This is a genomic window from Mycolicibacterium rhodesiae, assembly GCF_002086695.1.
GTDB classification, from domain to species: Bacteria; Actinomycetota; Actinomycetes; order Mycobacteriales; family Mycobacteriaceae; genus Mycobacterium; species Mycobacterium rhodesiae.
Window position 1 is genome coordinate 609,237 of sequence record NZ_MVIH01000002.1, and the last position, 15,029, is coordinate 624,265.

Here is a 15,029-nt window from a genome sequence, read left to right on the forward strand (position 1 = left end):
CTCCTAGTCGAGGTCCAGCGCGGAGGTGTCGACACGGGCGGCCACGTCGGCCATCCACGTGCGCCGGCCCTCGGGCGGTCCGCCGAACAACGTGTGGTGCAACTTCTTGTCGTCGTCATCGAGATGGACCCGAATCACTGTGCGCCGCGCAGGATCCAACACGGTGTTCCAGAAGTCGTCGGCGTCCATCTCGCCGAGACCCTTGTTGCGCTGCACTTCCACCCGCTTCTTGGAAGTCTCCTTCAACTTCGCGACAGCGGCATCGCGCTCGGATTCATCCTGGCAGTAGATCCGCTCGTCACCGTTCTTCACCACGAACAGTGGCGGCAACGTCACGTAGACCATCCCGGCCTCGACGAGCGGGCGGTAGAAGTCCAGGAACATCGAGATCAGGCTCGAATTGATGTTGCCGCCGTCGGGGTCGGCGTCGGAGGCGAACAGGATCCGGTCATAGCGGCATTGCTCGGGATCGCAGTTGTCCCGAACCCCGCAGCCCAGAATGCGTTCGATGGAATCGAACTCGTCCTTGGCCCGGGCCTTGCTCAGGGCGAATCCATAGACATTGGGCGGCTTGCCTTTCAGCGGGAACGCGGCCTGAAAGGTCGCGTCGCGTGCGGCTTTGATGGTGCCGAGCGCCGAGTCGCCCTCGCACAGGAACAGCTCTGCACCTGAGCCCCGCCCGGTTTCCCTGCTGGGCAGCAGTTTTGGGGGCAGCGACAGGTTCGTGCCCAGCCCCTTGGCCTTGGACGCCGCACGGGATCGGGCTTTGGCGCCTTCGGCACTGCGCCGCGCCCTGGCGAACTCGAGCGCCAGCTTCGTCCACAGCGACACCGCGTCGCCGTTGGCCGGGTTGGCCGCCCAGACGGTGACGCTGCGTGCCACATCCGGGGCCATCGCCACGTTCAGCGAGCGCGACGAGACCGCTGTCTTGGCCTGGGAATCCCACGACACGTCGGGAGCGCGGGTGTCGACGGCCAGTGCGGTCACCGCCGCGAAATCCTGCGGCTCCGGGCCTTCTTCGCCCTTGGCCAGGCCCAGGTCGCGAATGCGGGATGCGCGATCGGCCAGGGCCTCGGACACTCCCTTCATGGCCGCCGTCAAATGTGACCCGCCGCCCGGGGTTCGCACGGTGTTGCAGAACGCGGCCACCGTCGCAGGCTCGGCAGGGCCCGCCGTCAGCGACCACCGGAACGGCGTCGGGCCACGGCTGGTGGTGTATTCGCCCCGGCCCTCCACGACAGCCCGCACGGCGGGTGCCGGAGTGTCGGCGGCGGTGCACATGAGGTCGAGCAACGTGTCGGTGCCCCAGGGGCCGTCGAACGGCGCGAGCAGGGCCGGCGGGATCTCCTCGCCGGGCCACCCTTCGTCGACGACGATCAAGTGCACACCGGGCGACATCCGCGCCGCCGCGTGGGCGCGCAGCAGCACCTCGCCGATGTCGACGCGAGAATCCGGCACGACGGCCGGGTCGAACAGGATGCGCACTTCGGTGCCCTGAGCGTCGGGCTTGCGGTTGCTGGTGCCGCGCAGTTTCTGGGTGTCGGACCGGGTGAACGGCGCATCCGGGTCGAAGTCGGTGCCCTCGAACACGCCGGGATAGCCCTTGCCGAAGCTCTGGAGGTAGGTCTTTCCGGCCCGCCGCACCGAGACGTCGGTGCGCGCGGAGATGAAGACGGCCGCGGCCGCGCCGATTCCGTTCAGGCCGGCGCCGGTGCTGGTGGCGTCGGTATGTGCGGAGAACTTCCCGCCGGCCCGCGCGGTGCCCAGCGTCTTGACGATGCCGTTCTTTCCGGTCGTCGGGTCGGTGTCGACGGGCAACCCGCGCCCGTCGTCGGCAACAGTGACCGATCCGTCGGCGTGCAGCGTGATGGTGACGCGGGACCCGCCGTGACTGGGATCGGCCACCTCTTCCACCGCGTTGTCGATCAGCTCCCGCAATGCGGTGTTCAGAACGTCCAGACCGAGGTTGACCGCCGGCCGAAGGCGTGTGTGCTGGACATCGTCGAGCTCGGTGATGTCAGCGGCGGTGTAGCTCACGTCTGGCCCTTCCCTTGGATGCGTCGCCGGTGGAATCGTAAGCGGCCGGTACGACTTTCTCGTGCAGCCGCAACCGTGGCCGTGCTTACAGCACGACATCACCACAGGTCACGGTCATTTCGAGGGCGGCGCGTCCGATCGATCAGATTCAATTGTGCACAATTAGATTGCATGCGATACGGTGGCTGCATGCCCGGTCCGCGTCTTGATGAACAACTGTGCTTCGCGCTTTACTCGGCGTCGCGGGCCGTCACTGCCGCCTACCGCCCATTGCTGGATGAACTCGACCTGACCTACCCGCAGTACCTGGTGCTGCTGGTGCTCTGGGAAGAGGAGCCGTGCACGGTGAGCCATCTCGGCGGCCGGCTCCATCTCGATTCGGGCACCTTGTCACCGCTGCTCAAACGGCTCGAATCGGCCGGCTTCGTGCGTCGGCAGCGCAGCCCGGCCGACGAGCGCCGGGTCGAGATCACCCTCACGGCCAAGGGGCGTGCCCTCGAAGAGCGAGCGGCCTGCATTCCGGACCGGCTGTTGGGCTCCGACGATTCGGCCGCCGCGGATCTCGCGGCGCTGCGTGAGGCCCTGCGCCTGATCACCGCGGAGCTGCACGCCCGCACCACCAACTGATTTCTCCGACCCGAATCCGACGAAAGGTTGAACCTTGTCCGAACTGCCTCCACCGCCGCCGACCACCCGTGCGCGGACGATCGCACGACTTGCCCTGGCGGGTGCCATGATCTTCGCCGGATTCAGTCACTTGTTCTGGGCCCGTGAGGAATTCCAGGCTCAGGTCCCGCGGTGGGTGCCGATGGACGCCGACGGGGTCGTCATGGCTTCCGGAGGCGTCGAGATCACGCTCGGCGTCGGACTGGCCGTACTGAATCGGGACCGTGTGCTGGTGGGCAGGCTGCTGGCGGCGTTCTTCATCCTGATCTTCCCGGGCAACATCGCGCAGTACGTCAACCACGCCGACGGCTTCGGTCTCAACAGCGACACCAGTCGCTTCGTGAGGCTGCTGTTCCAACCGGTGCTCGTCGCGTGGGCGCTGTGGGCGACGGGGATTCCGCGCGCCAAGCGCTGACGGCGGCACGGTCAGATCGTGGCCGCGCTTCGGCGCGCCATGATCGCCTCGGCGACTCTGCGTCCACTCACCAGCGCACCCTGGATCGACGCGGTGTCTCGATGGTCGCCGCACAACCACAGTCCGTCCGGACTGCGCACCGGGCGCCGAACCACCAGGGGAGCGGGCTGGGCGGGCAACGCATCCGGAATCTCGTGCCGGACAACCAATGTCCACGTGGATGCATCCAGACCGAGTATGTCGGCGGCGTGCCGACGTAGCACTGCCTCCGACGGCGTCGGGTGCTGCGGGCCGATGAGTGCGGAAGCGGCGATGAGGTGGCGGCCCGGCGGCGCGTAGGTGGGCGCTGCCGAGCTGATCACCGCGGTGTTGAGAACCGGTCCCGGCGGCCTGGCTCGCCCGTCGACACTCAGCATCGCCGGACGGGGCGGTAGGTCGTCCACGGCCCACCAGTCGGTCACCACCCCCTTCGTCGCTGGTGGGGGCGCGCCGGTCAGGACGCTGCTCGCGGGCGCATCGGTGGCCACGACCACCTCACGGGCCCGTACGGTCACGTCACCGGCGGTGACGGTCCAGTCGGCTCCGGTGCGCGCAATCCGAGTCACCTTGTGCTGCAGGTGAATCCGGTCCAAGATCGGCCGGGCGAGCAACTCGGGTAGCGCTTGCATGCCATCGGCGGGCAGACCTGGAACGCCGAGCGCGAACATCCGCGTGAGCAGGAGAGCGAACGCGTTGGATGTCGAGCCGGTGTCGTCGAGGAGCACGCCCGCCAGGAAACGGTCGAGCACGCGGCGGCTGATGCCGTCGACTCGGCAGTGATCAAGGGCGTCCCGAAGATCCGTGTCGTGGTGCGCCGCCGCGAGGACCCCCGAACGCACAGCAGGAGCAGCCCATCGAAGCAGAGCCGCCACCTGACGCGGCGACAGGCCGCCGCCCATCAGCATGCGCGGGACTTCGCGTGGCTGACGCAGCGGATGCACCCACTTCACGCGGTCGTGGTCGCGGCGGACCACCACACCGGCGTCGAACGGCTGCAGCCCCAGGTCGCGGACCGGCACCGCTCGTCGGAGCGCCGGATAGGCGGGATTGAGCACCTGAAAGCCGCGGTCGCAGCGAAACCCGTCGACAACGTCGGTGCGGATGCGCCCGCCCACGCGGTCCTCGGCCTCCCATACCGCCACCTCGCACCCGCGCTCGGCCAATACAACCGCGCATCGCAACCCCGCGAGACCGGCACCGATCACCAGTACGTCGCAGTCGTCGGCTCCACGGTGCTCACTCATCCGGTGTGTATATCCCATCGGGTCTTCCTGACTCGGGCCGCGGACATTCTCGACGCAGACGTCAGCAATCGGTAATGGCTCTCGACATGGCACCCCTGCCGTAGCTGTGATTCGCTCGAAAGAGCGCTTCGTCGAGGTCTGGCGTCGCGATGCAATGAGCGATCCGGTGCCGAGACGTTGCCTATCGCAAGAGCGCCGCCATGCGTACCCGTCAGATGTGCGGGGTACCCATCGGCCACGACTCGAGGGAGGTCACGGGTGGATGCCCAAGCGCAGGTTTCGCAGCTGAGTCGCGAACGACGTGACGCGCTGGCCCGGCGCATCCGGTCCCGAATGGCCCAATCCGATGGAGCGTCCGTCGATCACGATGTCAGTGTCGTGGGTGGCGGCGCTGCGGCACTGACACTGGCTCTGGAACTCCGCCGGGCGCGGCCGACCACCCGAGTCCAGGTGATCGAACCGCGCGTGCACCCGGTCCCGGAAATGACCCACACGGTGGGGGAGTCGACCGTCGAGGTATCGGCTCATTACCTGCGCGACCGCCTCGGCCTCGGCGACCACCTGAGCACCGCGCAGATCCGCAAGATGGGGTTGCGGATGTTCTTCTCCGTCGATCGCAACACCGACGTCGCCCAGCGGATGGAGCTCGGCAGTTCGTCGTTCGTGCCGCAGGTGACCTACCAGATCGACCGCGGGCGACTGGAGAACGAACTCAGCCGGCGCTGCCTGGCTGAGGGTGTCGAGATCACCCACGGCCGGGTCAGTGCGGTGGAACTGAGTCAGGGCCAGGGTCCGCACACCATTTCGGTCCAGGACGGCGAGTCCGTCACCCGGACCACGGCACGGTGGGTGGTCGACGCATCGGGACGCAACCGATTCCTGCCCCGCCACTTGAACATCCGGCGGGCCAACGCACACGACTGCAACGCCGTATGGTTCCGCGTCGCAACGGAAATCGACGTCGGGCGGTGGAGTGACGACCCGGACTGGCAGGGCCGCCTGGTCGAAGGTGACCGCGCGCTGTCCACCAATCACCTGATGGGAGAGGGCTATTGGGTCTGGCTGATCCGTCTCGCGTCCGGCGCCACCAGCGTCGGCATCGTCGCCGACCCGGCCTACCATCCGTTCGACTCCTTCAACACGCTCGCCAAGGCCACCGCATGGCTGCGCGAACGTGAGCCCCAGTGTGCCGCCGTGGTCGACGCACATGCGAGTGACATCAAAGACTTCCGGGTCATGAAGAAGTACAGCCACGGCGCGGCGCAGGTGTACGACGGAACCGCGCGCTGGTGCCTGACCGGCGATGCGGGCATCTTCCTCGACCCGCTGTACTCGTCGGGGCTGGATCTCGTCGCGATCGGCAACGGTCTGATCACCGACATGATCACCCGCGAACTCGACGGTGACGACGTCGTCGCACGCGCCCAGATCAGCGACACCCTCTTTCGCTCACTCACCGAGATGTGGCTTGCGGTCTACCAGGACCAGTACTCGCTGATGGGTGTGCCGAGTGTGATGTCGGCGAAGATCATCTGGGACGTCGCCTTCTACTGGGGGTTCATCGGGCTGTTGTACGTCAACGGCCGGTACGTGAGTCTCGCCGACGATCCGGGCTTTGTTCCTCATCTCGACGGACTCATCGCCCTGAGCAATCGCGTGCAGAAGTTCTTCCGTGAGTGGGCTGCGGTCGAAACCGGCACTCCCGCGGTGTCGTTCGTCGACCTGTACGCACCGCTTAACTTCATGGTGACCTTGCACAAAGCGATGATGGGCCCGAGCGAGAACTTCGACGAGCAGTTCGACGCCAACGCCGACATGCTGCGCCGACTGGCCGGACAGCTGGTCGAGACGGTCCTCGCCGAGAAGTCGGCGATGTTCGGCGACGACGACGTCATGCACCAGGTGCAGGTGTGGCAACGCGATCCGCTGCTGCACGAGCTGCGGTCCGCCTACCGCAGGCAGCAGGAACACGACCCCCTCAGCAGCGACTGGATCGTCAGTACCTCGCCCGCGCTTCAGACGAGCTGACCGTGACCATGCTCAGTGATTACAGTGGCCGCGAGCCGCTGGCCATCGTCGGTATCGGCTGCCGCCTGCCCGGCGGGTCCGATTCGGTGGACAGTCTGTGGAACCTGCTCTGCAGCGAAACCGACGCGACCTGTGTCGTTCCCGAGTCGCGCTGGAACGCCGACCGCTATCACGACCCCAATCCGGCCAAGGTCGGCAAGATCGTCACTCGCCGCGGCGGGTTCCTCAGCGAGATCGACCAATTCGATCCCCAGTTCTTCGGGATCTCGCCGCGTGAGGCGCACTCACTCGATCCGCAGCAGCGGCTGCTCCTGCATGTCACGTGGGAGGCGCTGGAGGACGGCGGACTTCCCGCCGACAGCCTCGCCGGGAGCGATGTCGGGGTCTTCATCGGCGGCTTCACCCTCGACTATCAGCTGCTGCAGAACCAGGGCCGTACCAGTCGCTACCGGTTCAAGGCGCATTCGGCCACCGGGATGATGATGACGATGCTGGCCAACCGGCTGTCACACGCATTCGACTTCCGCGGCCCCAGCGTCACGGTCGACACCGCCTGTTCGGGTTCGCTGGTCGCCGTCCACCTTGCCGCGCAAAGCATCTGGAACGGGGAGTGCACTGTCGCGTTGGCCGGCGGGGTCAACATCATGGGCGGGCCCAACACGGCGATCGCGGAGTCCAAGAGCGGATTTCTCAGTCCAGAAGGACGTTCGAAAGCCTTCAGTGACTCCGCCGATGGTTACGCCCGCGGCGAAGGTGGCGCCATCGTCGTCATCAAACCGCTGCGCCAAGCGCTCGACGACGGCGACGACATCTATGCCCAAATCCTCGGCACCGCAGTGTCGCAGGACGGTCACACCGACGGCATCACCGTTCCGCGTCAGGAGGCTCAGGAAGCCGCCATCAGGACGGCCATGGAGCGAGCAGGCGTCGCGGCCCACGACATCGGATATGTCGAGGCGCATGGAACCGGCACGCCCGTCGGCGATCCGATCGAGATGCGCGCCCTGGCCAGTGCGCTGACCGCGGACCGACCGCCGTCCGATCCGCTGCTGATCGGGTCGATCAAGACCAACATCGGGCACCTCGAAGCCGGCGCCGGTGTCGCCGGGCTGATCAAGGCCGCGCTGGTGGCCAAGCACGGCTACATTCCGGCCAACCTGCATCTGAACGAGCCCACCCGCCACGTCTCCCTGACGGAACTCAAGATCGACGTGCCCGCAACCGGCCGGCCGTTCCCCGCCGACAAGCGACGGCTCGTCGGCGTCAACTCGTTCGGCTTCGGCGGTACCAATGCCCACGTGGTGCTCGCGGAGCCACCCGCCACCGCCGCACCCGCCCCCGAATCGCGCGAACCGCAAATGCCTGCGGTGCTTCCGATCTCGGCGCGCAGCGAGGAGGCACTGGCTGCGGTAGCCGACCGGCTCGCCGGACATCTCGACGCGAACCCGGACCTGGCACTGCCGGATCTTCAGTACACGCTGGGTATGCGCCGCTCACATCTGAACCACCGGCATGTCGTCATCGCAGAGAGCACAGATGATGCACGGCAACAACTTCGGCTCCTAGCCGACGGTGGTCCGATCTCGGGACGCACCGCCGGCACCGCGCCCAAACTCGCCTTCGTGTGTACGGGGATGGGCCCGCAGTGGTGGCGGATGTGCCGAGGACTTCTCGACGTCCTTCCCGCCTTCACCGACAGCATCCTGCGCAGCGATCGCGAACTTGCGCAGTACACCGGGTGGTCGCTGGTCGACGAACTGCGACGTGATGAGACGAGCTCACGGATGTCCGAGACCGAGGTGGCTCAGCCGGCCAACTTCGCCGTCCAGATCGCTCTGGCCGAACAGCTGGCGCAGTACGGAATCCGTCCGGATGCCGTAGTCGGGCACAGTGCAGGCGAAGTCGCCGCCCATCACCTCGCGGGGCTGCTCACCTTCGAGCAGGCGGTTGAGGTCGTCTACCACCGGAGCCGTCTCCAGCAGCGCACCAGTGGGCAGGGCCGGATGCTCGCCGTCGGCACGGACGCCGACTCGCTGATCCGGGTGATGGACCCGCAGTTGCAGGCAGCATTCGGCAGGCAGATCTCGATAGCGGCGATCAACAGCCCGTCGGCGGTCACCGTTGCCGGGGACGCGGACGTCCTCGCCGCGTTGGCTCCGCAGTTGGATGAGCTCGGCATCTTCAACCGGTATCTCACCGGAAAGGTGCCGTACCACACGCATTTCATGGATGCGATCAAGGACGACCTGCTCGGCGCGCTCGACGGGATGTCGTCGAAGGACGCCACCATGCCGCTGTATTCGACAGTCACCGGCGAGCGGTTGGACGGCTATCAGGCCGGCGCAGCGTACTGGTGGCAGAACACGCGGGCGACCGTGCTCTTCGAGCCTGCGATCCGGCGAATGGTGGAGGACGGGTACACCCACTTCGTCGAGCTGGGCCCGCACCCGGCACTGGCTGGGTCGATCGTGGAAACCGCAGGCCAGCAGAGAGTCTCGGTGGCCGCGGTCCAGCGGCGCGACCACGACGACGTCCGCACCCTCCTCAATTGTGTTGGCACGCTGCACTGCAACGGACACGATGTGGCGTGGGGCGCACTTCAGCACCGTGCGGACGCCCGCCCGGTGAAGCTGCCGAGTTATCCATGGCAGACCAAACGCTTCTGGAATGAGACTCGGGAAGCCACCGAAGCCCTGTTCTACAAGCCAGTGCATCCCCTTCTCGGCCAGCAGGTCAGCGCCCTGCACCCCACCTGGGAAGCAGAACTGAGCACCGTGTTCAACCCCTTCATCGCCGACCATCGGGTGCAGGGCAGTGTGGTCGTGCCGGGTGCGGTCTACGTGGAGATGGGTATGGCGGTGGCGCACGCCGTCTACGGCTCGAACTTCAGCGTCGACAATGTGGTGCTGCATCGTGCGGTGATCCTCGACGACACCTGCGATCCGATCCTGCGGACCACCCTCAACGAGGACGACGGCACACTGGAATTCGCGTCGTTCACCGCGACTGCCGACGGCGAGCCGAAGTGGGCCGTCACCGCCACCGCCGAACTCAACGTTCTGCCACCCGCACCCAAGCCGCCGCGCGCGTCAGACAGCGCCGAGGCGGTCGTCTCGGTCAGCGGCGACGACTTCTACCGGCGCACCGAGTCCATCGGGTTCGATTACGGCGACTCCTTCCGGACCGTCCGGAAGGTCACCGCGGGGGAGGACTGGGCCGTCGCCGACATCGCGGTACCTGACTCGATCGCCGATGAGGTAGCCAGATTCCACTTCCACCCGGCACTCATCGACGGGGCGTTCCAGGCGTTGTTCGGCGCCCCGTTCCTCGGACAGGACGAGAACGAGGATCCGTTCCTGCCGACCCGGATTCGGCATTGTGCCGTCTACGGCGCACCCGTGCCCCAGATGGCGGTTCACGTTCACGTGGTGTCGGCGACGAGGTCGCACGTGGAGAGCGACATCACGATCACCGACCCGACCGGTACGCCGCTCGCGGTCATCACCGGGTTCGTGGTCCAGTCGCTGAGCGAGTCATCGCGGATGTCGCCCGACCGTATCGACAAGGGAGTCCTGCAGATTCAGTGGCAGCCGATGGAGGTCCATCCGGCCGAGGAGGGGATCGGCGCCGCCGACCCGGCGTCGTGGCTGCTGCTCACCGATGGCACCGGAGTCGGTACGGCAATCGCCCAGGAGATGTGTCGCCGGGGCCACCGCGTCCGCGTAGTCGGCCACGACGGCCGAGCTGAACTCGCTGCGATAGATTTCGCCGCACTGTTCGACGACGATCTCCGCGGGATCATCGACTGCTGGCCGCTGGACATCACGGACTCCTGTTCAGTCGAGGACCAACAACAGCTCGGTGTGCTCACCGCGTTGCGGCTCGCGAAAGCCCTTGCCCGACAGGACACCTCGGACCAGCTTCGCCTGCACCTGGTCACCGCGAACGCCCAACCCGCACCGGGAACCGAACTCCGCGGTGTCGACCAGGCCGCGGTGTGGGGTCTCGGTCGCGTCATCGGCCACCAAGAGTTGCCGGAACACTGGGGCGGACTCATCGACATCGACGCCGCCGACGACCACGCCCGGACCGCAGCCCGCGTGTGCGAACACGTTCTCAACGGCGGGCCCGAAGACCAGATCGCCATCCGCGGTGAGATGACCTACGTGCCGCGTCTGCGGCCGTGCGATCAGCTGACGAGGCCGTTTCCCACCAAACTCAGCCCGGACGCGACCTATGTCGTCACCGGCGGCGCCGGCGCTCTCGGCCGGGTGGTGGCCACGTATCTGGCGGAGCGGGGAGCGCGGCACATCGCGTTGTGGGGCCGCAGCGCCCTCCCTCCGAGAGAGAGCTGGTCCGGCCTCACCGAAGAGCATGCCCACTACGAGACCGTCAAGACGATCGTCGACATCGAACGCCGCGGCGTCCACATCAGCACGGCGAGCATCGACGTCGCCGAGCGCGATCAGGTGGCGGCATGGTTGCGCGACCACACCCGCGCCGGCGGACAGCCCGTGCGCGGAATCGTCCACGCCGCAGGATCGGTCAACGATCAGCTGCTGGTGAACATCAGCGAAGATGACTTCACCGCGGTGATGGCGGCCAAGGTCACCGGTGCCCGCGTGCTGCACGACGCCCTGGAAGACCACGAGCTCGAGTTCTTCGTGATGTTCGGCTCTGCCGGATCGACGATCGCCTCGCCGGGGCAGGGCAACTATGCAGCCGCCAATGCCTTCCTCGACGCATTCGCGCACTATCGGCGGGAGCAGGGCTTGCCGGCACTCACGATCGGCTGGGGCCCCTGGTCGGTGGGGATGGTGGAAGAGCTCAACCTCGAAAAGCTCTACGCTGCGCGGGGCATCGAACTCATCACCCCCGCGGTGGGCGCCCTGGTCCTCGACCGGCTCATCAACCAGCAACCGCCCGATGTGGTCGCCATCAGCGCCGACTGGGGCCGGGCCCGCCACGCCGGGCTCGGCAGCCGCCTGCCGATGATGTTCGCCGAACTCGGGACCTCCGAGACAGTGCCCGGCGCAGCCGAATCCGACGGTTCGATACTCATGATGCTCGCGACGACTCCCGAAGCTGACCGGCCTGCTGTCATCGCTGACCGGCTGCGGCATCTCGTGGCAGCCGTCTTCGACTGTGCCATAGATGATTTCGAGCCGGATGACATGCTCGAGGACATTGGTCTGGATTCCATGATGGCGATGGAGTTCCGAGTGCGGATCAACATGACCTTCTCAATCGACCTGCCGGTGCTCGAGATACTTCGCGGCGTGAGCGTGAACTCGCTGGCCGACCGGGTACTGGCCGAGTTGCACTTCATCCATGGGGAAGTCGCCACGGCGACCGCCGAACCGACAGAGCCGACCGAGGCGGCGGATCTCGGCGACGAGCTGGACCAGCTGATGGCCGAGATGTCCGACGCGGAACTGCAGGAACTCCTGGCACAGTTGGCGGACGAGCCCGAATCGGGTGCCGGAGAGGCTATCTCATGACCGCCGGATCGGCGGTGCAGGTCGAGGGACTGTCCAAGTCCTATGGGCGGCTGCAGGCGGTTCGCGATCTCGATCTCGAGGTCGGCTACGGCGAGATCTTCGCGATCCTCGGGCCCAACGGGGCGGGCAAGTCCACGACCATCGAGATTCTGGAAGGGCACCGCAAACGCGACTCCGGGCGGGTCCAGGTGCTCGGCGAAGATCCGGCAGAAGCGGGACGCAGTTGGCGCGCCAGAATCGGCATCGTCTTGCAGGAGACCAGCGACTTCGGGGTTCTCACGGTGCTGGAAACCGTGCGGATGTTCGCGAAATGCTACGGCGAGGCGCGGGCCAGGGTCCCCGAGGAGCTGCTCGAACTGGTCGGCTTGGCGTCCAGCGCCGGCTCGCGGGTCCGGACTCTGTCGGGAGGGCAGCGTCGCCGCCTCGACGTCGCGCTGGGCATCATCGCCCAACCGGAACTTCTCTTTCTCGACGAGCCCACCACCGGATTCGATCCGGAAGCGCGGCGACAGTTCTGGGACTTGATCAGGCTCCTGGCCAGCGACGGCACGACGATCGTTCTGACTACCCACTATCTGGAAGAGGCTGCCGCACTGGCAGATCGGGTGGCCGTGGTCGCCGGTGGCCGGGTGGCGGCCGTCGATTCGCCCGCGCGGCTGACCGCGCACGTCAACACGGCGGCGACGGTGCAGTGGATGGACGGCGACCAGCTGCGGGTGCAGCACACCGACCATCCGACCGAGTTCATCAGGCAACAGTCCGCCGATGGCACCGAACTGGCCCAGCTCACCGTCACCCGGCCCACCCTCGAGGATGCCTACCTGCAACTGATCGGGATGGCGTGATGGCGGTCGAGTCAACCCCGCGCAACCCGGCCCAGCTGCGGCATCGCAGCCTCGCACCGGCAGCGGCCTTGCCCTCGGCCGTACGAATCGGGTTCTCGCGAGTCGTCCCCGAGCTGAAGATGTTCTACCGGCGCCCCGAGCAAGTGGTGCTGACGTTCTCGATGCCGGCGATCATCTGCGTACTGCTGGGATCCATCTTCTCCGCGAAGATCCCTGGCACGCAGACCAGTACCGGCGCGGTGATCGCCGCCAGCATGCTGGCCTACGGCATCCTCTCCACGTCGTTCATCAATCTCGGCATCGGTATCGCGGCCGACCGGGAAACCGGTGCTCTGCGGCGGCTGCGCGGGACGCCGGCGACCGCATCGTCGTACTTCATCGGCAAGATCACGTTGGTTGCCATCGCCAGCCTCGCCGAGGCGGTCGTGCTCGTGGTGTTGGGGGTGGCGGCTTTTCAGCTTCAACTGCCCACCGACGTGTACGCGTGGTTCACGCTGGCCTGGGTGTTCGTCTTGGGCATTATCAGCTGCTCGCTGCTCGGCATCCTGGTGAGCAACTTCGCCGGAAACGCCGTCTCCGCCGCGGTCATGACGAACGGCCCGGCCGTCGGTCTGCAGTTCGTGTCGGGCACCTACGTGCCACTGATGGCGTTGCCGACCTGGATGTTGATCGTCGGGTCCATCTTCCCGGTCAAGTGGATGGCGCAAGGATTCCGCTCGGTGCTGCTGCCCGCGCAGATGGTTGCCTTCGAGCCGGCCGGCAGCTGGGATCACGGGCGCATTTTCCTGGTGCTGGCCGGATGGAGCATCGGCGGTCTGATGGCCTGCCTGTACATCTTCCGGTGGTCGGACAAGAGCTGACACCCATGCCGCCGCTGCTGACCATCGCCTACCACTTCTTCCTGCAGATCGCGGTCATTCTGCTGACCTACCGGCTGCTGTGGCCGGTGTTCCGCAGGCTGGCCCAGGTGCAGGTCGTCGCCATCATGGTCGCCGGTTTCCTGCTCGGGCCTTCGGTTTTGGGCTGGATCTGGCCCGCCGCGCAGCAGTGGCTCTTTCCCGCGAAGCTGACGATCGGCGCCGAAACGATCGTGCACCCGAACCTCACGGTCATCTATGTCGTCGGTCAGCTCGGCCTCGTCCTGTACATGTTCCTGGTGGGGTCCTCGTTTCAGCTGAGCATCCTGGGAGCCCACTCGAGACAGGCAGGTGCCACCGCCGCCACCGGCATCGGAATACCTCTGATCCTCGGGGGAGTCTTGGGCTGGGTGATGGTGAGCCTCGGCGGCTACTTCACCGACAAGGTGGCGCACTGGCAGGGCGGCCTGTTCGTGGCGGCCGCGGTGGCCATCACCGCGTTCCCGATGCTGGCGTGGATCGTCTACGACTCCGGACTGCTCAAGACCCGGCTGGGAACGATGGCGTTGTCCTGCGCGGCAATTGACGACGCCTGCTCCTGGATACTGCTGGCGACGGTGGTAGCCACTGCGAAAGGGCATGTGTCCGGGGCGATTCTGGCCATCGGAGGTGGGGTCGCCTACCTGCTGTTGATGCTCTATGTCGGCCGTCCACTGTTGCGCCGGCTGGAGACCTGGACGCCGCCACGTGCTGCGGTCGAGCGCACCGGCGGGCTACCGATCGCGCAGATGAGCGTCGTGCTCCTGGTCGTACTCACCGCGAGCTGGTTCACCGATCTGGTCGGAATCTATTCCGTCTTCGGTGCTTTCGTGGCGGGCGTGGTGATGCCCCGTGGCGCATTTCTGGATGCGATCCGCGAGCGATTCGAGCCGCTGGTGGCCTACTTGCTGCTTCCGGCGTTCTTCATCTACTCGGGACTCAACACCGAACTGACATTGATACTCGACTCGTCGACTCTGCTCATGGCGGGCATCGTCCTGGTCGTGTCCTTCGCCGCGAAGTTCGGGGCCGTCGGTCTGGCCGCGCGGTGGCAGGGCATGAGCTGGTACGAGGCGGGCTCCATGGGAGCACTGGCCAACGCCCGCGGCTTGATGGAGCTCATCTTGCTGAACATCGGTCTCGAAGCAGGCCTGATCTCCGGCAAGCTCTACACGATTCTGGCGGTCATGACGATCATCACCACGTTCGTCGCAACCCCGTTACAGCGGCTGTTCGAGCGCCGCCTGGCCAGGTCCGGTGCGAGATTCGGGCCGGAGGGCGAGGAACCCTACAGCGCGGAGCCGGCCGCCGCGTGACTGGCACTGGGCTGAGCGCCTTGCGGGTCGCGAGATCGACCT

9 protein-coding genes are annotated in these 15,029 nt (G+C 66.6%); 7 read left to right on the forward strand and 2 right to left on the reverse strand.

Going from position 1 to position 15,029, the window contains the following annotated elements:
- Positions 1–3: 3 nt before the first annotated feature.
- Positions 4–2,037, reverse strand: a complete 2,034-nt coding sequence (locus BST42_RS06815) for a toprim domain-containing protein (RefSeq protein ID WP_083117778.1) — start codon at positions 2,035–2,037, stop codon at positions 4–6.
- Between the two features lie 189 nt (positions 2,038–2,226).
- Between BST42_RS06815 and BST42_RS06820 the strand changes: the two genes are divergently transcribed.
- Together BST42_RS06820 and BST42_RS06825 are read left to right on the forward strand one after the other, a co-directional pair.
- Entirely contained in the window at positions 2,227–2,664 is a 438-nt protein-coding gene (locus BST42_RS06820) for a MarR family winged helix-turn-helix transcriptional regulator (protein ID WP_083117915.1), read from the forward strand.
- A 106-nt stretch (positions 2,665–2,770) separates the two neighbouring features.
- Positions 2,771–3,118, forward strand: coding sequence for a DoxX family protein (locus BST42_RS06825; protein ID WP_308207534.1), 348 nt, complete (start codon positions 2,771–2,773; stop codon positions 3,116–3,118).
- Between the two features lie 11 nt (positions 3,119–3,129).
- Here the strand turns inward: BST42_RS06825 and BST42_RS06830 are convergent, their stop codons facing one another.
- The gene (locus BST42_RS06830; RefSeq protein WP_083117780.1) at positions 3,130–4,401 is read right to left on the reverse strand and encodes an NAD(P)/FAD-dependent oxidoreductase; all 1,272 of its coding nucleotides are present in this window, start codon (positions 4,399–4,401) and stop codon (positions 3,130–3,132) included.
- A gap of 258 nt (positions 4,402–4,659) precedes the next feature.
- Between BST42_RS06830 and BST42_RS06835 the strand changes: the two genes are divergently transcribed.
- Genes BST42_RS06835 through BST42_RS06855 form a run of 5 tightly spaced genes read left to right on the forward strand, consistent with a single transcriptional unit; the run spans position 4,660 to position 14,987 of the window.
- Complete coding sequence (locus tag BST42_RS06835) at positions 4,660–6,429, forward strand: NAD(P)/FAD-dependent oxidoreductase (protein ID WP_083117781.1); 1,770 nt, start codon at positions 4,660–4,662, stop codon at positions 6,427–6,429.
- Between the two features lie 8 nt (positions 6,430–6,437).
- A complete protein-coding gene (locus BST42_RS06840) occupies positions 6,438–11,930 on the forward strand; it encodes a type I polyketide synthase (RefSeq protein ID WP_083117916.1) in 5,493 nt (1,830 codons plus the stop codon).
- On the forward strand, positions 11,927–12,775 hold the full coding sequence (locus BST42_RS06845; RefSeq protein WP_083117782.1) for an ABC transporter ATP-binding protein: 849 nt from the start codon (positions 11,927–11,929) through the stop codon (positions 12,773–12,775). The genes BST42_RS06840 and BST42_RS06845 overlap by 4 nt, the downstream gene beginning before the upstream one ends.
- On the forward strand, positions 12,775–13,635 hold the full coding sequence (locus BST42_RS06850) for an ABC transporter permease (RefSeq protein ID WP_083117783.1): 861 nt from the start codon (positions 12,775–12,777) through the stop codon (positions 13,633–13,635). The genes BST42_RS06845 and BST42_RS06850 overlap by 1 nt, the downstream gene beginning before the upstream one ends.
- Positions 13,636–13,640: 5 nt before the next feature.
- Complete coding sequence (locus BST42_RS06855) at positions 13,641–14,987, forward strand: cation:proton antiporter (RefSeq protein WP_083117917.1); 1,347 nt, start codon at positions 13,641–13,643, stop codon at positions 14,985–14,987.
- Positions 14,988–15,029: the final 42 nt, after the last annotated feature.